17 protein-coding genes are annotated in these 24,386 nt (G+C 36.4%); 15 read left to right on the plus strand and 2 right to left on the minus strand.

What is annotated here, in order from left to right; translation table 11 throughout:
• The first annotated feature begins 13 nt into the window (after positions 1-13).
• The 11 genes from BMY85_RS06370 to BMY85_RS06420 all read left to right on the plus strand — a co-directional run bounded on the left by BMY85_RS06370 (position 14) and on the right by BMY85_RS06420 (position 14,627).
• A complete protein-coding gene (locus BMY85_RS06370; RefSeq protein ID WP_092477431.1) occupies positions 14-1,345 on the plus strand; it encodes an aminotransferase family protein in 1,332 nt (443 codons plus the stop codon).
• Between the two features lie 18 nt (positions 1,346-1,363).
• Positions 1,364-3,229, plus strand: coding sequence for an asparagine synthase (glutamine-hydrolyzing) (gene asnB, locus BMY85_RS06375; RefSeq protein ID WP_092477432.1), 1,866 nt, complete (start codon positions 1,364-1,366; stop codon positions 3,227-3,229).
• A gap of 52 nt (positions 3,230-3,281) precedes the next feature.
• On the plus strand, positions 3,282-3,521 hold the full coding sequence (locus tag BMY85_RS06380) for an acyl carrier protein (protein WP_092477433.1): 240 nt from the start codon (positions 3,282-3,284) through the stop codon (positions 3,519-3,521).
• A gap of 12 nt (positions 3,522-3,533) precedes the next feature.
• Positions 3,534-5,063 (plus strand): B12-binding domain-containing radical SAM protein, encoded by a 1,530-nt coding sequence (locus BMY85_RS06385; protein WP_092477434.1) that lies wholly within the window; start codon positions 3,534-3,536, stop codon positions 5,061-5,063.
• 10 nt (positions 5,064-5,073) lie between these two features.
• Positions 5,074-5,802 (plus strand): B3/B4 domain-containing protein, encoded by a 729-nt coding sequence (locus BMY85_RS06390; RefSeq protein ID WP_092477435.1) that lies wholly within the window; start codon positions 5,074-5,076, stop codon positions 5,800-5,802.
• A gap of 14 nt (positions 5,803-5,816) precedes the next feature.
• On the plus strand, positions 5,817-7,280 hold the full coding sequence (locus tag BMY85_RS06395; RefSeq protein WP_092477436.1) for an aldehyde dehydrogenase: 1,464 nt from the start codon (positions 5,817-5,819) through the stop codon (positions 7,278-7,280).
• 10 nt (positions 7,281-7,290) lie between these two features.
• A complete protein-coding gene (locus BMY85_RS06400; RefSeq protein ID WP_092477437.1) occupies positions 7,291-8,346 on the plus strand; it encodes a BtrH N-terminal domain-containing protein in 1,056 nt (351 codons plus the stop codon).
• A gap of 12 nt (positions 8,347-8,358) precedes the next feature.
• Positions 8,359-9,864, plus strand: a complete 1,506-nt coding sequence (locus tag BMY85_RS06405) for an amino acid adenylation domain-containing protein (RefSeq protein WP_092477438.1) — start codon at positions 8,359-8,361, stop codon at positions 9,862-9,864.
• Positions 9,865-9,925: 61 nt separating this feature from the next.
• Positions 9,926-10,174, plus strand: coding sequence for a phosphopantetheine-binding protein (locus BMY85_RS06410; RefSeq protein ID WP_177180669.1), 249 nt, complete (start codon positions 9,926-9,928; stop codon positions 10,172-10,174).
• A 392-nt stretch (positions 10,175-10,566) separates the two neighbouring features.
• On the plus strand, positions 10,567-12,894 hold the full coding sequence (locus tag BMY85_RS06415; protein ID WP_092477440.1) for a family 43 glycosylhydrolase: 2,328 nt from the start codon (positions 10,567-10,569) through the stop codon (positions 12,892-12,894).
• 188 nt (positions 12,895-13,082) lie between these two features.
• A complete protein-coding gene (locus BMY85_RS06420; RefSeq protein WP_092477441.1) occupies positions 13,083-14,627 on the plus strand; it encodes a sodium-dependent transporter in 1,545 nt (514 codons plus the stop codon).
• A gap of 170 nt (positions 14,628-14,797) precedes the next feature.
• Here BMY85_RS06420 and BMY85_RS06425 read toward each other — a convergent pair whose 3' ends face one another.
• Positions 14,798-15,610: an alpha/beta hydrolase gene (locus BMY85_RS06425; RefSeq protein WP_092477442.1), complete on the minus strand. Its 813-nt coding sequence runs from the start codon at positions 15,608-15,610 to the stop codon at positions 14,798-14,800.
• Between the two features lie 289 nt (positions 15,611-15,899).
• Here BMY85_RS06425 and BMY85_RS06430 point away from each other — a divergent pair, with 289 nt between their 5' ends.
• The 4 genes from BMY85_RS06430 (at position 15,900) to BMY85_RS06445 (ending at position 20,046) form a co-directional block, all read left to right on the plus strand.
• Positions 15,900-16,805, plus strand: a complete 906-nt coding sequence (locus BMY85_RS06430; protein WP_092477443.1) for a chemotaxis protein — start codon at positions 15,900-15,902, stop codon at positions 16,803-16,805.
• A 128-nt stretch (positions 16,806-16,933) separates the two neighbouring features.
• Positions 16,934-18,511, plus strand: coding sequence for a hypothetical protein (locus BMY85_RS06435; protein WP_092477444.1), 1,578 nt, complete (start codon positions 16,934-16,936; stop codon positions 18,509-18,511).
• Between the two features lie 94 nt (positions 18,512-18,605).
• Positions 18,606-19,280, plus strand: coding sequence for a uracil-DNA glycosylase (locus BMY85_RS06440; protein ID WP_092477482.1), 675 nt, complete (start codon positions 18,606-18,608; stop codon positions 19,278-19,280).
• Positions 19,281-19,365: 85 nt separating this feature from the next.
• Positions 19,366-20,046: a hypothetical protein gene (locus BMY85_RS06445; RefSeq protein WP_092477445.1), complete on the plus strand. Its 681-nt coding sequence runs from the start codon at positions 19,366-19,368 to the stop codon at positions 20,044-20,046.
• Positions 20,047-20,091: 45 nt separating this feature from the next.
• Here the strand turns inward: BMY85_RS06445 and BMY85_RS06450 are convergent, their stop codons facing one another.
• Entirely contained in the window at positions 20,092-24,324 is a 4,233-nt protein-coding gene (locus BMY85_RS06450; protein ID WP_092477446.1) for a 2-hydroxyacyl-CoA dehydratase, read from the minus strand.
• Positions 24,325-24,386 lie beyond the last annotated feature (62 nt).

Here is a 24,386-nt window from a genome sequence, read left to right on the forward strand (position 1 = left end):
AGGAGTAGTTAAAATGGAAAATAAAATTCAAAAAATTTATGAAGAAGATAAAAAAGTGTTACATCCCCTGCAACATGTGTCCTCACATGGTAATCCACTTATTGTAGAAAGAGGAGAAGGTGTATATCTTTATTCAGTAGAAGGTAAAAAGATTTTAGATGCATTTGCTGGTATGTGGAATGTCAATATCGGTTATGGAAATAAAGAGGTTGCACAGGCAGCATATGATCAAATGTGCAAAATTGCTTATGGCTCTAACTTCTCAGGTTCTTCTACATTGCCACAGATTGAGTTAGCACAAAAACTTGAAGGATATGCATATCCAAATTTAAGAACCACATTTTTCACTTGTGGTGGTTCCGAATCAAATGATTCTGCATTTAAGACAGCTCAATATTATTGGAAAAGAAAAGGGAAAAAAAGTAAAACAAAGATTATTTGCTTGAATAATTCTTATCATGGAATGACTATGGCAGCAGCAAGTGCTACTGGTATTCCAAAATTCTGGAACATGTTTGAGAAGATACCAGGATTTGTTCATGTTCCAAATGCAAATCCGTATCGTTTTACAGGGGATGTTAAGGAAGGGGAAACTATTGGACAGGCAGCAGCTAGAGCATTTGAGGAAGCCGTTCTTAAAGAAGGTCCAGATACAGTTGCTGCATTTATTGCTGAACCAGTTCAAGGTTCAGGCGGTGGAATTGTACCACCATGCGATTATTTCCCGCTAATTCGTGAGATTTGTAATAAGTATGAAATTTTGATGATTGCAGACGAGGTTATTACCGGATTTGGAAGAACAGGAAAAATGTTTGCACATCATCATTGGAATGTACAGCCAGATATCCTTTCCTTTGCTAAGGGAATTACAAGTGGTTATGCACCATTAGGAGGAATTCAAGTAACAGATGAAATTAATGAAGTAATCCAGAATGCAAGTTCAGAAGAAGCATGGCTTCATGGTTTTACATATTCTGGACATGCTGCTTCATGTGCAGTAGCTCTTAAGAATCTAGAGATTATTGAGAAAAATAATTTATTACAAAATGTGAATAATATGGGATCTGAGATGGCAGATGCATGTAATGAAATTGGTAAATTAGATTGTGTTGGAAATGTAAGAAATATCGGATTGCTTTCTACAATTGAATTTGTTAAAAATAGAGAGACAAAAGAGCAGGATTTTGCATTAGCAGGTCAAGTAACGCAGAAATGTTTAGATATGGGTGTTCGTGTAAGAACTCTTGCAAATGCAATTTCCATTGCACCACCATTTATCATAAATAAACAGGAAATGGATATTGTAATGAATACCATTAAGGAAGCAATTGAAAGCTGTAAATAATAGAGTGGAGATAAATCTATGTGTGGAATTTGTGGAATGTTTAACACAATTGGCTATGGAGAAGCCAACGTAGAACAAATCAAATTGATGACAAAAACATTTATTCATAGAGGACCAGATGAAGAGGGGTATCGAATTACGGATTATTATGGATTGGGATTTTGCCGATTAAGTATCATTGATCTTGGCAATGGAAATCAACCCATCGTGAATGAGGAGCATACCATATATTTAATATGCAATGGAGAAATCTTCAATTATCTAGAATTAAGAAAAGAACTAATTGCAAAAGGACATGTATTCTGCACGAATACAGATGTGGAAGTACTGCTGCATCTGTATGAAGAGATGGGCGAACAGATGCTAGATCGAATTAATGGACAATTTGCATTTGCAATTATTGATGAAAATCGTCAAAAGATATTCCTTGCAAGAGATCAGTTTGGGGTAATGCCTTTGTTCTATACCGTAATTGATGGAGTATTGTTTTTTGCGTCGGAGATAAAGGCGCTTTTAACAAATCAAAAGGTAAAGAGAAAAGTAGATTTAACCAGTATGGAGCAGTTCTTCTCTTTACCTGCTCCAGTTAGCCCTCGTACTATGTTTGAGAACATAAAGAGTCTTCAGCCAGGACATTATCTGATAGCACGTCATAATCGGGAAGAAATACAAGTGCACGAATATTGGGATGTTGTATATCCAAAAACAGCCGAGTCTTATGAGAGGCATCCGGAAAGTTACTATACTGAGAAATTGGAAGAATTATTATTACAGTCAGTTAAGTATCGATTACAAGCAGATGTTGAAGTGGGTGCATTTCTAAGTGGGGGACTAGATTCCTCCTTAATTACTTGTATGATGAAAGCTCTGTCTTCTGAACAAAGAAAACTTTTCTCTGTTATTTTTGAAAATAAAGATTTTTCAGAGCAGAAATATTCTGAGCTTGTTGCGAAAAAGCTAGGGTACGAGCATCATAAAGTGCTTTTTCAGACAGAAGATGTTGCAAAGCGATTGAGAGAAGTAATATATCATACCGAAGCACCTGTAAAGGAGGCTTATAATACAGCTACATTAGCACTATCGGGAGAGGCAAGAAAAAGCGGAATAAAAGTAATTTTGACAGGAGAAGGTTCCGATGAACTTTTCGCTGGATATCCTAGCTATCGGTTTGATAAATTGCGTTATGCGAGAAATATGAATGCAAAAGCAAGTAAAGAAGAAAAGGCATATCGTGAAAAAGTATGGGGAGATCCATTATTTAAATACGAAAGCGATTTTACAGAATTATTTAAAATTAAAAGGGAACTCTTTAGTAGTAAAGTAATGGAAAAATATAGTGAATTTGACTATACAAAATTTAATGTGGTAAATACTTCAAAGATTATAGGCAGACATCCAATCCATCAGAGATCCTATATTGACATGAAAGTAAGACTAGCGGATCATTTAATCTCGGATCATAGTGACCGAATGTTAATGGCCAATTCCGTAGAAGGCAGATTTCCATTTATGGATAAAGATTTAGTAGAATTCCTTACAAAAGTTCCACCAGATCTTAAATTAAATAATTTTGTAGAAAAATATATTTTAAAAGAAGTTGCTAAAAAATATGTTCCGAATGAAATTATCAATCGAGAGAAATTTATTTTCGTTGCTCCTGGAAGTCCATTTCTGTTAAAAGAAAATTTCGAGTGGATCAATGATTTGTTATCCTATGAAAGAATCAAAAGGCAGGGATACTTTAATCCAGATACAGTGGAACGATTAAAAAAACAATATTGTTCATCGGACTTTAGTTTAAGCACATCAATTGATGTTGATTATATGCTTATGGTGATTACCTTTTGCATATTCTTGGATGTCTTTCAGATGCAGGATCTATAGCATTTGAATATATTATAATTGATGGAAGATAGGAAAATAATGGAGGTGTTCCATGAGTCTACAAGAGATAGAAAGTGGTCTTTATGAGATCTGGAAAAATATATTAGGAAAAGATAATTTTACTATAGAGCAAGATTTCTATGATATAGGTGGAGTTTCATTACAGGCTTTTAAGATGCTGGCAGAGATTAAAAAAACCTATGGAGTGCAAATTGAGCTCATGTATATACTAGAAGATATATCAATTCAGTCACTTGCGAAGCTAATTGAAAACAAACTAAAGAACGTATAGGAGGAGTAATAAATGAAATTTAATGAGATTTTTTTGGAGGAAAAAAAGATAGATGTATTAATGATCCAACCTCCTGTGCTCAAGCATGTCGCAGTTGAACAGATTGATGTGGTTCAAACACATTACTGGGAGGAAAGCGACAAGATAGGTTCCCTTATCGGGGATCTTCCTATTGAACCAAACTGGGGATTGCTTTTCCTTTCATCAGCATTAAAAAATCATTTATTTACAACACAGTTAATTGATTTTCATTTATATGATTATGTTAAATATGAGAAAACAGGTGAATTTATCACAGAAAAAGATATGGAAGAAGTACTAAAGAAAAAGAAATTTAAAATTGTGTGTTTATCATCTCTTACACGTTCTAGTTTACGAGCAATGGAAATTGCAAAAATCTGTAAGAAATTGAATCCAGAATGTGTCGTAATTGCAGGCGGAATTCATTTTACTTTTGTAGTAGAAGATTCTTTAAAGAATTGTGATTCAATTGACATTATCGTAAAGGGTGAGGGAGAAGAAATATTGCCTGAACTAGTAAAACGAATAATAGAAGATAAAGATTGGACAGATTTAACGGGCATTGCTTATCGGAATGAAGCGGGAGAGATCATAAATGATAAAATGATTAACCACATTTATGATATTAATCAGATTCCGCTTCCGGATTATGATCAGTGGCCTGAAGATGTTCCGTTGATTCCTCGAATCTATTTATCCAGAGGTTGTATTGGTGATTGTGACTATTGCGTTGTAAACCAGTTATTCCTTTGTGATTATCGTAAGAGAGAACTTAAAGATGTAATAGCTGAAATAAAGATGGTTCATGAGAAGTATGGCTGTACCGAAATGCTGATTGGAGACTTGTGTTTCCCATGCAATAAGAAAGATACTATAGAATTTTGCAAGCTTCTCATTGAGAGCGGGGTGGATATGAAATGGTGGTGTCAGACACGTCCAAATATACTTGATGATGAAACATTAGGATATCTGAAAAAGGCAGGTTGTGTTCAAGTGGCTATCGGTATCGAAAGTGTTGAAGAAGAAGTCTTGCAAAAAACAAATTCCAAGAAATACGATGCGAATAAAGACAAAGCAATTGATGAAATTTGTGCTATGGTAAAAAAATATGATATTGCTATACAAGGATATTTTATTATTGGATTGCCGGGAGATACGCTGGATACTTGTATCTCAACTATTAAGCTGCTTGATAAATTAACGGCAGAAAATTTAGTTGATGTTACGCATATCTCCGTTATGGTTCCATATCCAGGTACTGATATTATGAGTAACCATGAACGCTACGGCATGGAGATTGTAGACAATGATTACTCTCATTATCTAATGAATTGTGATTTAATGAATGCAGGTGTGCCAGTTTACGTAACAGATTCGTTAGATAATTATCAGATTTATAGTCTATGGCAGCTAGCATTGAGTACAGTTGCTAAAAATTATAAGAAACGTAACAATATTAATCATTTGATGTTTGACAAGCTAGAGAATTTTGTTGTAAACATGAAATTGCTACCAGATTAGGAGGCGTAATGTGAAGATAGAGATGGATGCCAGAGTGGCAGAACAATACGATAATGTACAAGTGGGTGTGCTTATTATTAAGCAGGTTATAAATGAATATAAAGGAAATGAGGAACAGCTTGACCAGTTGTTAGCGGAACAAGAACAAAAGATTCTTGATGATTATCAAGGTATACAAATACAGGAGAAGGAAGAGATAAAGGTTTGGCGAAATGTATATCGCCAATTTGGTGCAAAAGCTAGTAAATTTCATTGTTCCATCGAAAATCTGATCAGAAGGATCATTTCTGATAATAATGAACATCACATCCGAAGAATTAATCCAGTTGTTGATATATACAATGCAATTTCCTTAAAATACAGACTTCCAGTAGGTGGAGACAATTTAGACGCAGTCAGCGAGTATATTAAACTTACAATTGCGGATGGAACAGAGTCTTTCTATGTACTGCATGGTTCTGAAGCAGAACTTGTGAAAGAAAACGAAGTAATATATAGGGATAGTCAAGAAGTACTTTGTAGAAGATGGAATTGGCGTGAATGTGAAAAAACAAAAATAAGTGAGGATACAAAAAATATTTGTTTATTTGTTGAACAGGTAGGACTGCTTCAGGAAGAAGAAGTCATGGATGTTTTAAAAGATATGGCATCTTTAATCTCAAAATATTGCGGAGGGGTATTTGAATTGACGGTTTTAAACAAGAACAGGTTATCCATGGTGGTTGAAGAATTTCAATAAAGGAGGTTGGAATTATGCAGATAAAAGAAGGAATTACGATTTATACAGAAGCCTATATAGATGGTAAGTATCAAAAGTCTGTAACAGGAAAAACATTCGAGAATATAAGTCCGATTGATGGAAGTGTAATTACAGACATTGCCTTTTGCCAGATAGAAGATGTTAATCTTGCTGTAAAGGCTGCAAGAAGAGCCTTTGAAGAAGGTGTCTGGTCAGGTCAAAATCCTGAAAACAGAAAAGAGATCCTCTACAAATTTGCTGATATCATAGAGGAACATATTGAAGAGTTAGCATATCTAGAAACGCTTGATATGGGAAAACCAATTAATAATTCCATGGGGGAAATGAAGCGTTGTGTGAAAGGAATTCGCTGGTTCGGAGAAGCCATCGATAAAGTATATGGTGATGTAGCAACAACCAGAAATTCTATTTTTGCAACAATTACAAAGGAACCTGTTGGAGTTGTTGCAGCTGTTATTCCATGGAACTATCCTTTAATGATGGCGGTATGGAAGTTTGCTCCAGCACTAGCTGCTGGTAATAGTGTAATTGTAAAACCAGCAGAACAATCACCACTTACAATGTTAAGGATTGCAGAATTTGCAACACAAGCAGGAATTCCAAATGGAGTCTTACAGGTACTTCCAGGATTAGGTGAAGTTACAGGGAAGGTATTAGGAGAGCATATGGATGTAGATAAAATCACCTTTACAGGTTCTGCTGAGGTGGGAAAAATGATGCTGCAGTATGCTGGAAATTCAAATATGAAGCGAGTGTCTCTGGAATGTGGTGGAAAATGTCCAAACATTGTATTTGCAGATGCCAAGAATCTGGATGATGTTGCAAAACAAACGGTTGGAGCTATGTTTTACAATAGTGGACAAGTTTGTGATGCACCTACTAGACTTTTGGTTGATAAAAAAATTAAAGACGATTTGCTTAAGAAAATTCTTATGTATTGTAAAGAGTATCAGCCTTGTAATCCGTTTGATCCAAAATGCAATATGGGAACCATTGTAAGCCGTGAGCAGATGGAAAGAGTGTTATCGTATATAGAGATTGGGAAAAAAGAAGGAGCCCAGCTTCTAATTGGTGGTAATCAGGTTCATCCAGTAGAAGGTGGATATTATATAGAGCCAACTATATTTGTTAATGTAAAAAATTCTATGAGAATTGCACAAGAGGAAATCTTCGGACCAGTTTTATGCGTTCTTGAGTTTGATTCCTGCCAGGAAGCAATTGAAATTGCAAATGATTCCAGTTATGGTTTATGTGCATTTGTGTGGACGGATGACCTTAAGAAGGCGATGCAATTACGATCTAAGATTAAATGTGGTAAAGTGTTAATCAATAGTACAAGTGATGGAGATTGGAGTGTTCCACATGGTGGATTTAAACAATCTGGTTTTGGACGAGATAAATCATTGGAAGCAATGGATCAATATCTTCAGACAAAACTAACATGGTTTGAATTTTAGTGAGGTTGGTATGATAAATAGCGATATTTATAGTTTTGAATATGAGTTTTTAGACGATTATAATAATTTTTGTATTCACAATAATATAAAACTTGTGCTGGATTATTATGGGGTAAAACATAGTTCGCTTTATATTGATACAATACCTGGCATACGTTTTTGTGTGAATGAGGATGAACCTGAGAATCTGGAATGCATCTACGATATTGATAGTACCAGTGTGTTAAGTCCATTTGATTCACTGATACATATTAATTATCCTAGAGACAAGTCTGATAGTGTTGGAAATTTTGCAGAAATCAAAAAAAACATAGATGCAGGAATTCCTGTGATAGTAATGGTAGATGTATATGATTTGCCTTATATGCCATTTTATCATACAGAGCATTCCATTCATTCCATTCTTGTATGTGGTTATGATGATAGCAAGGAAGAAATTACGTATGTAGATTGGTATAGTCCTTACTTTTCAAAAGGTACGATAGGATACCGAGATTATTTTAGGGCACGAGCATCCGAAAATCCAGCTGGAACACTTATGAATAGTGGTTTTCCAATCAAAAATCGATGGGTTCTTGTTGAGAGAGACGGATGGAATGCCAAGCCAGATGAACTCCTTAAGCACACAATTGATAAGATGGAATTTGCATATTATAGTAAAATAAATACGCAATATGCAAAAGAATGTGAAGGCATTGGAGCAATCATGAGATTACAGACATTATTGCAAGAGATGTCTCGCATGCCAGAAAAATATGCAAAAGCGGTACTTTCAAAGCTTCACAAATACTTTTTTATGATGCCTAATTACTGGAATTTGTTTTCTTCAAATATCTTAAAAAACGTTATGGTAGCTGGTGTAGCAGTTGAAGATGAAAAACTAAACATATTGCAAAACAATAATGTACTATGGACAAGGATTTTGCGTCTTTTTGTGAAGGCAAACATGGGGAATTATGAATCTGTTTATCCAAAGATACTTGCTTCAATAGAACAAATCATTGAAAATGATTTTAAGTCCGAACATATTCTGCATTGCATAAAAACTGGTTTATCAAAAAATTAGGAGATATTTGTTATGTGTAAAGAGAAAGAAAAGTTTAATTCCATTGTTACGTATATCGAAAAAATGGCAGAAGTACATAAGGATGACATTGCTGTTATATCAGGAGATGAAAGGCTTTCATATGGAGAACTAAACGAACGAGCAGCAGTTATTGCAGGCAATATAGAAAGCTTTGGCTGTGAGAGTAAGCTGGTAGGTATTTTTATGCAAAGAACGGTGAATATGCTGGCGGTTATGGTTGGTATTTTAAAAACAGGCAAGGCATATGTAGCAATTGATCCATCTTATCCAGATGAAAGAGTTCAGATAATTTTGGAAAGCAGTGGATTAGATGTTTTGATTGTTGATGAAGAAACAAAAGATATACAGGTAAAAAGCGTTCATAAAATCAATGTGAATGAGGTAGATAAACATTGTGATATAAAAGAATATCTTGTGACAACTGGCATTGATAAAGAAGATTTGGCATATTTGTTATATACGTCAGGTTCGACAGGAGTACCAAAAGGGGTAATGATACAGCATCAATCGATCTGCAATTTGAGAGAAGCAATGTTAGATTATGTTCCTATGGAACCAGGAATGCACATATTCAGCATGACAAGAATAGTATTCGATGTATTTGTAGTGGAAAGCATTATTGCATTGTCTTATGGGATGACAATTTACTTAACAACAGGAAAAGAGCTTCATAATCCTAGGCTTTTAGGCAGGAGACTAAAAGTATATCCGATTGATATGATTCAAATGACACCGTCAACAGTTCGTTATTTGGCAAGCTGCGATGAGTCTTTAAGTTGCTTAAAAAATGTAAAATACATTTTAGTGGCAGGGGAAGCATTCCCGATTAACTTACTTGTGCGTATGCGTGAGAATACAAATGCAAAGATTTATAATTTCTATGGTCCGACGGAAGCAACGGTTTATTCCCTTGCAGGAGAAGTTACAGGCTGCCATAAGATAGTTGATATTGGAGTGCCACTTCGTAATTTTGAAGCATATCTATTAGATGAGAAAATGAAAATATCGGATAAAGGAGAACTTTATCTAGGTGGAGTTGGTTTAGCGAAGGGATATTGGCAGCAGGAGGAATTAACAAAGCAGCGTTTTGTGAAGATGCCTGAAATATCAGCAAATTATTTATATCGAACTGGAGATTTAGTAGAACGTTTGCCAGATGGAAAATATCATTATCTGCGTAGAATTGATAATCAAGTGAAGATAAATGGTTTCCGAATTGAACTGGGTGAAATCGAAAGTGTAATTCAGTCTATTGAAGGCATTAAAGAAGTTGCTGTTGTTGTAAGAAAAGGAAAACACGATAATAGCTATTTATGTGCATTTTATACACAGGAGCATAATGTGGACGAAAATGAAATACGTAATGTGATTCTTAAGCGTCTGCCAGATTACATGCTTCCAGCAGTTTTTGTAAAACGAAATCATTTTGAGATTAGTCAAAATGGAAAGATTGATAGGAAAGAATTAGAGACATGTAGTATTGTAAATATAAGTTAGCAAAAGCAGATTTCCATAGTGCCAGAGGGAGATGTCTGCATATTACGAGGAGGTATATGATTTGAAACTTTTTGATGAGATTGTGGAAATGATTGCACAAGTATCAGAAACACCAGATTGCGCTAAATTATTAAAACAGAACGAACAGTTATCTGTAGCAGCAGTTAATTCAATATCATTTATTAATCTAGTACTGTTGATTGAAGATAAATATGAGATTGAATTTGATGATGAACATTTAGATTTCAAAGATTTTGATACGGTAACAAGTTTATGTGAGTATGTAAAAAAGATGCAGCAGGAAATGTAATATTGTCATATGAAAAAGGGATTGTTGGGAAATAGACAATTCTAAATATGGGAGATAGTGGTTTAATGGAAACTATTATCTCCCATAAATTTACTGCATCTTATTTGTATACTAAAATTCTTTCACGATCACATCATGCAACCAAATCGTACACTTTTTACCATTTTACTATTCATTTGAAAAAAAATATGTCATAATAGGTTTGTTACACATTTATAGTGCACAGATTGATTCATGAAAGGAGCTGAAAAGAATAAAGCAGTAGCGCACGTTCCCTTAGTCTTTTCTATTTGCATTGGAAGTAGCCAAACCAGGTAGAAAACGCTAAAAACAACACGCTTTATGCAAAAGTAACACATTTATAAAAAATGTATTTAATGGAGGATGATTACATGAGAAAACAATGGAATAAGACAATCGCAGCTGTTGCAGCAATTCCTTTACTTGTGGGAGGCGGTATTGGAGTTAATACAGCAGCAGTACAGGCACAGAATCCTATTGTGCAGACACTCTACACAGCGGATCCGGCACCTATGGTATATAAAGATACCTTATATTTATATACCAGCCATGATGAAGATGGTGCGTCTTATTACGAAATGAATGACTGGAGATGCTATAAAACTACCGATATGGTAAACTGGGTAGATTGTGGCTCTCCTATGGGATATAAAACATTTAGCTGGGCAAAGGGAGATGCATGGGCAGGCCAGTGTATCGAACGTAATGGAAAATTCTATTATTACGTTCCAGTAGCAGCCAATGGAGGAACCGCAATTGGTGTTGGGGTATCGGATTCACCAGAAGGACCATTTAAAGATGCCATCGGCAAACCATTGGTAGGTCCAGGTTACGGTAATATCGACCCAACCGTTTACATAGATAATGACGGACAAGCATATTTATACTGGGGAAATCCAGCATTAAAATATGTGAAGTTAAACTCCAACATGACATCTTATACAGGCGGAGTTCAGACAGTGAACTTAACAACCCAGTCATTTGGCCAGCGTAATGGCAACCCTGACAGAAAAACTCTATTTGAGGAAGGCCCTTGGTTCTACCGCAGAGGCAATTTGTACTACATGGTATATGCAGCATCGGGAATCCCAGAAAATATCTGCTACTCTACAAGTACAAGCCCTACTGGTCCTTGGACATTTAGAGGTGTAATTATGCCATCTGGAGGAGGAAGTTTTACGAACCATCCAGGTATTGTAGATTATCAGGGACATTCCTATTTCTTCTATCACAATGGACAGCTTCCAGGCGGTAACGGCTTCCAGCGTTCCGTTGCAGTAGAAGAGTTTACTTATAAATCAGACGGTTCCATTCCACAGATTAGCATGTCAAAAAATGGCCCAGCCCAGCTGAAATATTTAAATCCATATGTATTAAATGAAGCTGAGACAATCTGTTATGAATCTGGTGTTGAAACAGAAAAATGTGGTGAAGGTACACAGAATGTAAGTTATATCGAAAATGGCGATTATATCATGGTAAAAGGTGTAGACTTCGGAAGTGGAGCAAAATCATTTGAAGCCCGCGTTGCTTCTGCTACATCTGGAGGAAACATTGAAATCCGCTTAGACAGTGCAACCGGTAAATTAGTAGGCACATGCCCGGTTCCAAGTACAGGAGACTGGCAGAAATACGTGACAAAAACCTGCAGTATCAGTGGTGCAACAGGCACGCATGATTTATACTTCCGTTTTACAGGTGGTAGTGGAAGTTTATTCAACTTCAACTGGTGGAAGTTCACATCTGAAAGTGGAACCGTTCCATCTGCCGCACCAAGTGTAGCACCATCCACAGCACCAAGTACTGCTCCACAGCCATCTGCCACACCATCCCTTGGATTTGAAGAAGCAAAAGTAGCAGACGGCTGGTATTATATAAAGGGTGTAGATTCTCAGAAATATTTACAGGTAAAAGATAATACAGGTGAAAATGCAGTCAATGTTGAAATCGGAACTAGTTCAGGAAAAGCAGGACAGAAATGGTATGTAACCAATCAGGAAGATGGAACCATTACATTAAAAAGTGGCTTAGGCAGTTTTAATCTGGACATTGGCATGAATGAAAATAAAGATGGTGCCAATGTACATATTTACTCTGCATGGAATGGACAGTCTCAGAAATACAAACTTCAGAAAACTTCCAATGCCAATACATATGTAATCCGAACATCTACAAGTGATTATGAAAGAGCCATTGACGTTTATGAGATAGGAAAAACGGATGGCAGCAATGTATGCCAGTGGTTATATAATGGAAATAAAAATCAGCAGTGGGTATTTGAGCCAGTGGAAGCTGCACCAGCACCAAGTACGGCACCATCTAAGGCACCAGAACCATCTGCAGCACCAAGCCAGGCACCATCGGCAGAACCATCTCCACAGCCATCTAAAGAGCCAGAAGCATCCACAGGTATTTCTTTCGAATACTCTGTAGTAAGTGACTGGGGCAATGGTTATCAAGGACAGATTGTGGTTACCAATAAATCTGGCAAGACTTTAAATGGCTGGACTTTAACAATGGATTGTGCCAATGCCATTCAAAGTTTATGGGGTGCAGATCTGGCAGATCAGACAGGAAACAAAGTAACAATTAAGAGTCCATCCTGGGCATCATCCTTTGCATCTGGAACATCTGTTACCATTAATTTTGTAGCCAATGGTTCGTCTAATAATAAACCATCTGATTATGTTTTGAAATAATGTTTCAAATAGCATATAAATACGAAAACTCGAAATATATCAAAAAAAGCAAAAAGGATAGCACAGATTTTGTGTTATCCTTTTTTAAAATAACTAATTTAGTAAAAAAAACCAAAATAAATAGATTGGATATTTGCGAAAATAATAGTATAATTTGATAGTAAGTAAAAAAAGAGAGGAAGTTAGTTATGGAGACAAATGAAAAATGGTCCTCAAGAGTCACATTTATCCTAGCATCCATCGGTTCAGCGGTTGGTCTAGGAAATGCATGGAGATTCCCAGGATTAGCAGCAAAGTATGGTGGGGGAGCTTTTTTACTGGTTTACGCAGTTGCATTGATAATATTGGGAATACCAATGTTGACAATGGAAATTGCAATTGGCCGTAAAACCAAGCAGGGAGCAATAGGTGCATTTCGCAGCATGAATAAAAAATCCGGATTTGTTGGCTGGGCAGCTACAACCAATGCATTTGCAATTGCAACTTATTATGCAGTGGTTTTTGCGTGGGTACTTGCAATGGTTGTATTCAGTACTAAGTTTGCTGGAATGGTAGGAAAACCAGAGAAAGCAAGTAAGGTATTCTTCGAAATGACAAAAACAAGCGGGACAATTCAAGGATTACATATTCCAATGGTAATGGTTGTTGCGTTAGTTTTAGCATGGGCATTAATTTATGCATGTATCCGAAATGGTACGGTCAGTGTAGGAAAAGTAGTAAAATACACAGGACTTACATTGCCTTTGATTTTTCTATGTATTATGGCGATTAAGGGGATTAGTATGCCAGGTGGTCCAAAAGGTATTGCAAAACTTTTTGTACCTGACTTTAAAACTGTTATAGAAAATGGAAATGTAGCAAGGCTGATTGTGGATGCTATCGGACAGGTATTCTACAGCTTATCCATTATGATGGCAATTATGATTGCATATGGTTCTTATCTTAGCGAAGAGACTAACGTAATTAAAGATGCGACAATTATTGCTTTAGCCGATCTTGGTGTCAGTGTTTTATCCGGAGTTGTTATGTTTACAACGATGTACGGTGTAGGTATGACAACCAATGATATGTCAGCATCAGGTATCGTAACGGCTTTTGTAATTTATCCACAGGCGATGGCAAATCTTACTAACACTGGATGGATAAATGCTGCTTTTGGTATGGTATTTTATCTTTGTTTATCTACATTAGCGGTAGATTCTGCATTTTCTATTATTGAAGGTGTATCACGCTCTATCTCAGCTCATTTTGAATTAAACAGCAAGAAGGTAACAAAAATTATTTGTGCAATAGCGGCTGTAATTTCCATTGTATTTATTACGGAATCTGGACTTGCATGGCTTGATATTGTTGATAAATGGACCAATCAGTATAATATGATCCTTATCGGTGTAATGGAATGTATTGTAATCGGATGGATTTTTCAGATGGATAAAGTATTATATGAGATTAATAGGAATGCAAAGGCATACAAAATGCCAATGTGGTGGTTTAAAGGTTCAATCCGTTACATTGCTCCTGTTGTATTATTATTGTTCTGCGGTTTGAATATCAAGGATTTATTTGCATCAGGTGGTGTTTATGGTGCGGCAGATGGATATCCTCTCTGGTCAAATCTTGCAGGTGGATGGGGAGTTACTTTACTGGTATTCATAAGTGGATTTATCGCAAATGGCGTTATCAGGATAAAGAAAAAACATGGTTTTACAGAAAGAGAAGAAGAGTGGAAGTAATTTCTATAATTCAAAAAGTCCCTAAAAGGACATGGACGGGATTCACATGAAAGAGCAAAGAAGCTAGTCGCTAAAAAACAGCAACACCCATCTGGCACAGCAAAGTCTGAGTTTCTTCCATACATTATCAGCCACAAGAGTGTGAAAAACTCAGACTTTGGCCTATATTGCTATTGAAATACAGAAGTCATAAAATTATATAAACCAGTGCGAATGGAACGGTTATCATGGTCTGCATCTGGCACTTCAACCCATGTGTGGGGCTGCTGGTTTTTTGTTAAGATTTCATGGTAGCTTTTTGGAAAATTGCCAACTACAGAATCCTTTGTTCCACAGCTTATAAAAGTTATGTAAGGAGTATACTCTGGATTTTTTATCCGGAAGTCCTCTTCCTTAAACAGTCCGATATGGTCTGCATGAGAATCCTTACTTGGAACAATTCCAGGTGCAGGGGCAAATGCACCAACATAACCAAACAGTTCCGGTTTGGAAAATACGATGTAGAGTGCAGTACGTCCACCCATAGAGAAGCCGCAGACAGCAGTATGCTCTCTTCCAGTTGCAATGGAATAGCTAGCTTCCATAAAAGGCATTAAATCCTTTGTTAAATCCTTTATAAAATTGTTATATCCGTGAAAATAATCCTGATGAAACCCTTTTTCCACATCAGGCAAGTCCTGGGCGTAAATGTTGGGACACACAAGAATCATTTCTTTTGCTAAACCCTCAAGAACTAAATTGGCTGGCATGTAGACAGAACCACAGTCTGGATCCGTCATAGAGTCTTCGTCTCCAAAAATCCCATGGAGAAAATACATTACAGGATATTTTTTCGCTTCTGTATAATGAGCAGGTAATAAAATGTTGACAGGCCGTTCTGTTTTAGTTGTAGAAGAAAAATACCACTTTTTTACAAAAGAAGTATAAGCAGAACCAGTCTTTTTCTCGTTTGCTCCTGCTGGGCAGTCATTTATTGCGATCATATTTCTACTCCTTTGTCCGGTAATTATGTCACGATAAGCAAAAATGTGAGCATTTATGCTTAATAAAAGTATACAACTACTCGGTATCTTATGCAAATATAAAATGGAAAACTTCTGGTATGGGAAAATAAACCTCTATTAAATAGGAATAATGATTGATTTAAGCCTAAAATTCTGTTATATTTTATATAATTCTAAGTTGTTATAGTTTAGAAAAAAATTGTAAAGAAGTGAATTTTATACTATAATGTAAGAAGAAATAAAAAATATAGATAATGGAGGAATTCGAATGTCTTCAGAAATTTTATTAGAAAGTGGAACAAACGAACTTGAAATTCTAGAATTTACAGTCGGCGACAACCATTATGGCATCAACGTTGCGAAAGTAAAAGAAATACTTCCATATAAAACACCAACACCAGTACCGAATGCACATCCAGCAATCGAAGGAATCTTTATGCCACGGGATGAGATCATCTCCATCGTTGAGTTATCGGAATGCCTTAAGATGCCGAAATCTCAGAACATAGCATCGGATATGTATGTACTTACGAACTTTAACAAGATAAATGTTGCATTTCATGTTCATAGTGTGGTTGGTATCCATAGGGTTTCATGGGAAGCCATTGTAAAACCGGATAATACAATTAACAGCCAGGGCAATGGATTGGCTACAGGTATCATTAAGCTAAATGGAAAGCTTATTATTATTCTTGATTTTGAAAAAATTGTCGCAAATATTAGTCCTGAAACAGGATTAAAAGTCTCAGATATTGCTCATCTAACCAATCGTAAAAGAAACGAATTACCAATCTTGATAAGCGAAGACTCACAATTACTTAGTGTTCTGATTACAGAATGTCTACATAAATCCGGATATAGCAATATTATTGCAACAGACAATGGAAAAGAAGCATGGGATAAATTAAATGCTTTTAAAAATGCGGGTAATGTAAAAGATAAAGTGGCCTGTGTTATTACAGATATTGAAATGCCACAGATGGATGGCCATAGACTTACAAAACTTGTGAAAGATGATGCTGTCTTAAAAGATATTCCAGTTGTAATTTTCTCTTCCTTAATTTCAGAAGAAATGCGTAAAAAGGGAGAATTACTTGGAGCAGATGCACAGCTTTCCAAACCTGAAATTGGAGAATTAGTAGAGACTATTGATAAAATTTTAGGAACGAAATAAGGTTCCGGTTTTCGAGTATAATTTACGGGGAAGAACCCCTATATAGGTATTAAGTATTATTGTGAATTTATATTGCCTATGTTAATATTGGCAATATAAGTTTATTATGATAGGAAGGGAGGATTAAGATGGGAAAATGTATAAATTGTGGTGCTCCTGCATTGGATGACGAAGAGTATTGCGAAGCTTGCCTTTTGCTTCATGATCTGGGGTTAGATAGTGATTCGGAAAACCACGATGATATGTTTGAAAACATGGATGGCTTACTCCCATCAGAAGATCCTGAGACTGATTCGTCTGATCTGAATGTAGATGAAGATATAATGAATTTTTTAGATGCGGCAGATGAAGAACCACAGGAATTAACAGATGACAGTATTTTAAGTTTGACTGAAACTCCAGCCAGTGAAGAAGAACCACAGGGAATCACAGATGACGACATCTTAAGCCTTATTGATAGCCCAGCCAGCGAAGAAGAACCACAGGGAATCACAGATGACGACATCTTAAGCCTTACTGATAGCCCAGCCAGTGAAGAAGAACCACAGGGAATCACAGATGATGACATCTTAAGCCTTATTGATAGCCCAGCCAGTGAAGGAGAACCACAGGGAATCACAGATGATGACATCTTAAGCCTTATTGATAACCCAGCCAGTGAAGAAGAACCACAGGGAATCACAGATGACGATATACTGGCACTTGGTGAAGAAACACTGGAGGATTCTTTACAGAGTAATAAATCCAGTGATGTTGGAGATATTCTTTCAGATGCTTTAGGTGTGTTGAATGATTCTGCGATGGATGATATGGAAAAGCAGATCATGGAACTTTTACCTGAAGAGGAAAAGGATAAAGCGAAAAAGAAATCCAAAAAGAAAGAAAAACAGTCAAAAGAAAAACAGTCAAAAGAAAAACAGCCAAAAGAAAAACAGCCAAAAGAAGAACAATCGTTATGGAAAAGGCTATTTAGTAATGTACCTGGACCAGAACCAGATCCAGATGCACCATCGGAAGAAGAACTAGAGGCACAGAAACAGGCCGAAAAGGAAGAAAAACAAAAAGAAAAGGCTGCAAAGAAAGCCAAGCAGAAGGAAGCAAAAGAAGACAGGAAAAAAGCTGTTCAGGAACAAAAAGCTGCAAAGATTGCCGAGAAGAAAAGATTAAAAGAGGAAGAAGAGAAGAATACACCTGTAGATACAAGCCGTATCAATAAGGTGGGAGCTTCTATTGTATTCGTTTTAGCTGCATGTTTAGCTGTATTTATATTAATCGGAACAAACACTTTTACATACTCCAATGGTGTAAACAGTGCAAAAGATTATTTTAAAGAAAAACAATATACAAAAGCATATCAGAGTATTGCTGGTATTAAGATAAAGGCAAAAGATGAAAAAACCTATGAAAAAATTGCTACGGTAATGTACGTGAATAGAGAGTATGATTCCTATTATAATTTTTATAATATGGAAATGTATCCACAGTCACTTGACTCTTTAATCAAGGGCTTGAAACGTTATGATAAATGCAAAGAAAGTGCTTCTGAACTTGAGGTACTGGATGACTTGGATAATGTAAAATCTAATATTGTTGGTTCATTAAAAGATTCTTTCAATCTGAACGAAAATGAGGTACAATATTTAGTGAGCATGGATTCCAATGAACAATACAGAAAAGAAATTAAAAAACTTGCAAAAGCAAGTTAGAAAATTGTTAGAAGAAACTCTATGTCAGGGTTTCTTCTGCTTTCTAAAGAATGAATGTCTGTATCATGCTATTTTAATTATAAGGAGTACAGCAATGGGAGCAATTACAAATGATTGGCTAGAAGCAATTGGAGGAGAATTCCATAAGAAGTATTATCGTGATCTATATAATTTTGTTAAGGACGAATATAATCATCACCTAATCTTCCCCAAAGCAGATAATATCTTTAATGCATTTCATTTAACACCATATGAGAAAGTGAAAGTTGTCATTATTGGACAGGATCCGTATCATGGTGAAAATCAGGCACATGGTTTATGTTTTTCTGTGCAGCCAGATGTGAAAATTCCACCTTCATTAGAGAATATTTATAAAGAACTTCATGATGATCTTGGATGTAACATACCAAATAACGGATATTTACAGGAATGGGCAGAGCAAGGAGTGCTTTTGTTAAATACTGTTTTAACAGTTCGGGCCCATCAGGCTGGTTCCCATCAGGGAAAAGGCTGGGAAGAATTTACAGACGCAGTTATTAAGGCCGTAAATGATCTGGATCGTCCAATTGTGTTTATTTTGTGGGGAAAACCTGCCCAGATGAAACGTAAGATGCTGACCAATCCAAAGCATCTTATTATAGAATCCCCACATCCTAGTCCCCTATCTGCGTATCGAGGATTTTTTGGAAGCAAACCATTTAGCAGGACAAATGATTTTTTAACTGCAAATGGAGAAGAACCAATTAATTGGCAGATATCAGACAGGTAGCAGGCAATACAAGAACTCATTTTATCACAGCTTTTTCTATTTTTAGAAGTTGTGAATACATAAGATAAAGCAGGGAGAGGATAAAATGAAACAGAAGATGTCAAGACATGAAATGTCAAAAAAAGAGATATGGAGAGACACTGCATCAATGTTTGTTAGAATGATGTTTGGTTTGGAACTTTTTTTTATGTACATAGGCTGGATTGGATTTGTATTTTCTCTATCGGGCAATTTGAAATATTTAAAATATATATTGGAGAAGTTAAGTGATGCGAAAATGCAACACTATGATAGTTTCAGTTCTAATATATCACTGGACAGTTTACAAAATTTCTTTGAATCATACAGAGTATTTTTTCTGTTTGTCTTAATTCTAGGATTGTTTTTAAGTCTGTTTTGGATTTTATGGTTTCAGATAGGAAAGAGCAGATGTGTCGCAGCATTACATGTGTTAAAAGATGTCTTTGTTTGTGCGTTATTTGTATATGCATTGTGTAAATTTCCTATTGTACATTATCTTGAAATTATTTTATTTGTTGTTTTACTGGCATTTGCTTTTGCCGATTGTCTGATTATGAAAAGTCTGTATCTGTATCATAAGAGACTAAAAAAAGAAAGAATGAGAACACTGGATCAAATACAGGAATATTCTGGAAATGGATATCACATTACAAAACCAAAACTGGATCTGGAATTTCATCCGATTAAGGAAGTTTCAAGGAAAGAAGAGAAAATTCCAGTGGATGATTATTTAAAGAATATGTAAATAAACCCCCGACAAAATCGGGGGTTTTCTGCTCTTAATTCTATTTTAATGAGAAGTATTTAAGTTGGAAGAAGCAGTAGAAAGCATCAGTTTAATACGATTCAGCTGGTTGACTTCACTTGCTCCTGGATCAAAGTCAATAGCAACAATATTTGCATTAGGATAGTCTTTTTTCAATTCTTTAATAACACCTTTACCAACTACGTGATTTGGCAGACAGCCAAAAGGCTGTGTACAAACAATGTTGGCTGCACCAGATTGAATTAATTCAATCATTTCAGCAGTTAAGAACCATCCTTCTCCTGTCTGGTTTCCGAGGGATACGACTTTGGAAGCATGCTCTGCTAGTTCTTTAATCTTAGCTGGGGCAGTAAATCGTTTGCTTGCAGCAAGAGCTTTTCTCATTTCTTTACGATAGCGTTCCAAATACCAGATTACCGCATTGTTAATACGGGCCTTTCTAGCACTTTTTCCTAGATATTCTGCTTTAAAGTTACCATTGTATAAACAGTATAAGAAGAAATCTAAAAGGTCTGGGCATACAGCTTCAGCACCTTCCGCCTCCAAAAGATCCACAATGTAATTGTTAGCCATTGGAAGGAATTTTACTAAAATTTCACCAACTACTCCAACTTTCGGTTTTACCATATTTTCATGAATTGGTAAATGGTCAAAATCATGAATAATGCCTTGGATATTTTTGGCGAATTCCTTGGTTTTTCCACTACAGATATCATTGATGACTTTTTTCCTCCATTTTTCATGCAATGCATTGGCACTTCCAGCCTCTATTTCATAAGGTCTTGTATGATAAAGAACTCTCATAAAAAGGTCTCCATAAACGATAGCCTGAATTGCACGAACCACCATTTTATGGGAGTATTTCCATCCGGGATTCTTTTCAATGCCTGCACTTAAGGATATAACAGGAATCTGGCTCATGCCTGCATTTTCAAGAGCACGCCGGATAAAGCCAATGTAGTTGCTTGCACGGCATCCGCCACCAGTCTGTGAAATCAGGATAGCAGTTTTATTCAGATCGTATTTACCAGATAACAGGGCCTCCATAAACTGTCCGACAATAATCAAAGATGGATAGCAGGCATCGTTATTTACGTATTTTAAGCCATAATCAATATTAGATTTCCTGCTCTCTGGAACCACAATATTATAACCACAGGAGGACAGTGCTGGAACTAAAATGTCAAAATGAATCGGTGACATCTGCGGTGCCAAAATGGTATAATTTTTACGCATTTCCTTTGTAAATGTTACTCGGTGATGGGAAGCATCTGTTTTAACAGGCACGATGCCCTTTTTATCGCGGACGCGGATAGCAGCAATCAGGGAACGGATACGAATCCTGGCTGCACCTAAGTTATTTACTTCATCAATTTTTAGTACCGTATATATTTTATTTGCTTTGGCCAGAATATCATGTACCTGATCGGTAGTAACAGCATCAAGACCACAGCCAAAGGAATTCAGCTGAATGATTTCCAGATTGGCCTTATCTCGAATATAAGAGGCGGCCTGATACAAACGGGAGTGGTACATCCATTGATCCATTGCAATAGTAGGACGGTCAACTTTGCCTAAATGGGCAATGCTGTCTTCTGTCAAAACAGCGAAATTGTAAGATGTAATCAATTCAGGAATTCCGTGGTTAATTTCAGGATCTAAATGATAGGGCCTTCCTGCAAGGACAATTCCTTTCCCATTGGTACGCTCCAGATAAGAAAGTACATGTTCACCTTCTTTGCGTATATCATTCACAAAATTCATCTGTTCATTCCATGCAGACTGGACTGCATTTACAATTTCCTTTTCAGGTATATTATTTTCCTTCGTAAAGAATTTCACTAAACAGTTCGTAAGGATTTCTTTATTTTCAAATGAAATAAAAGGATTCTGGTAAATAATATCGCCATTTCGAAGTTCATCTACATTATTTTTAATATTTTCACCATATGAAGTTACAATAGGGCAATTGTAATGATTCTGGGCACCTTCTGCCATGTTTTTTTCATATGGAACGCAAGGGTAGAAAATATATGGTGCGTTATGCCGAATCAGCCAGGATACATGTCCATGTGCAATTTTAGCAGGATAGCATTCTGATTCACTTGGAATCGATTCAATTCCTAATTCATAAATGTTACGGTTAGAAAATGGGGACAGCATAACGTGGTATCCTAATTCTGTAAAAAATGTATGCCAGAAAGGATAATTCTCATACATATTTAATACTCTTGGAATTCCTACAATACCTCGATATGCTTTTTCATCAGCCAAAGGTTCATAGTCAAACAGGCGCTTTTGCTTATAGGCATAAAGGTTTGGAACTTCGTCCTTTTTCTTTTCCTTCCCTAAGCCACGTTCACACCGGTTACCAGTGACAAACTGTCTGCCACCTGAGAAACGGTTAATGGTAAGTAGGCAGCTATTGGTACATCCCTTGCACCTGGCCATTTTGGTTTCAAATTTCAGGGCATTAACCTGTTCAATGGAGAGCATAGTAGTTTCCATGCCTTCTTCATAATGTTCCCTGGCAATTAAAGCAGCTCCAAAAGCACCCATGATACCAGCAATGTCTGGACGAACTGCCTGACAGCTGGAGATACGTTCAAAACTTCTCAGCACTGCATCGTTGTAAAAAGTACCGCCTTGTACGACGATTTTGGAACCAAGGTCTCTTGGATCCGTTAATTTAATCACTTTAAGAAGTGCATTTTTAATAACAGAATAAGCTAATCCTGCGGAAATGTCTTCTACAGTAGCACCTTCTTTTTGAGCTTGTTTCACTTTGGAATTCATAAATACGGTACAGCGGGAACCTAAATCAATTGGATTCTTTGCATACAATGCGGATTTTGCAAAATCCTTTACTTCGTAATTTAATGATTTTGCAAAGGTTTCAATAAAGGAGCCGCAGCCAGAAGAACAGGCTTCATTTAATTGTACGCTGTCTATTGTATTGTTTTTAATTTTAATACACTTCATATCCTGTCCGCCGATATCCAGGATGCAATCTACGTCTGGCTCAAAAAAGGCAGCAGCATAATAGTGAGCTACCGTTTCAACTTCGCCTTCTTCTAACAGCAAAGCAGACTTAATAAGTGCTTCGCCATAGCCAGTTGAGCAGGAACGAACAATTCTTGCACTGTCAGGTAAAACTTCATAAATTTCTTTCAAAGCTTTCATGGTAGTTTTTAAAGGACTACCGTTGTTATTACTATAGAAAGAGTAGAGCAGGGAGCCATCTTCCCCTACTAGAGCAGCCTTTGTAGTTGTGGAACCTGCATCAATGCCTAAAAAGCAGTCACCTTCGTATTCAGCAATTTTTCCTTTTTTTACAGAATTTTCTGAATGGCGTTTTAAAAAACGGGAATACTCATTAGTATCTTGAAATAATGGTTCCATTCTAGAAACCTCAAATTCCAGCTGGATATGGGATTCTAGTAATGTATTTAAAGCAGACAGGGAAGTCGTGCTTTCTAATTTTGAATTTAAAGCTGCACCAGATGCCGCAAACAAATGAGAATGTTCAGGTGCAATCACAGCTTCGTCAGGCAGGTTTAGTGTTTCAATGAATGCCTTTTTAAGTTCTGTTAAGAAATGAAGCGGACCTCCTAAAAAAGCTACATTTCCACGGATTGGCTTTCCACAAGCTAATCCGCTGATTGTCTGATTTACAACTGCTTGAAATATACTGGCGGACAGATCCTCCTTGGTAGCACCCTCGTTAATTAGTGGCTGGATATCAGATTTGGCAAATACACCACATCTTGCAGCAATAGGATAAATTGCTTTATGATTTTTAGCATATTCATTTAGACCTTTCGCATCCGTCTTTAACAGCGAAGCCATTTGATCAATAAAGGAACCTGTACCACCTGCACAGATACCATTCATTCTTTGGTCAATTCCCCCGGTAAAATAGATGATTTTGGCATCTTCTCCGCCTAATTCTATCGCAACGTCTGTTTGAGGAGCGTAATCTTTTAGTGCAGTTGCAACGGATATAACTTCCTGTACGAAAGGTATATGCAGATGCCTGGCTAAAGATAACCCGCCAGAACCTGTAATCATTGGAGCAACTGTTAAATCCCCAAATTCCTTCGTGGCAGCTTTCATGATGCTTGCTAAAGTCTCTTGAATATTGGCATAATGTCTCTGGTAATCAGAGAAAATAATCTGGTTTTCTTCGTCAAGTATAGCTGTTTTGACAGTAGTTGAGCCAATATCAATTCCCAGTCTATAAACTTTTTTATCCATACGTGTCAGCGAATGCTGTTCCTCCTTCTAGTTTCAGTTAAACACATTTAAGATTAATTATA

This window comes from [Clostridium] polysaccharolyticum, from assembly GCF_900111595.1.
GTDB lineage: Bacteria > Bacillota > Clostridia > Lachnospirales > Lachnospiraceae > Clostridium_AI > Clostridium_AI polysaccharolyticum.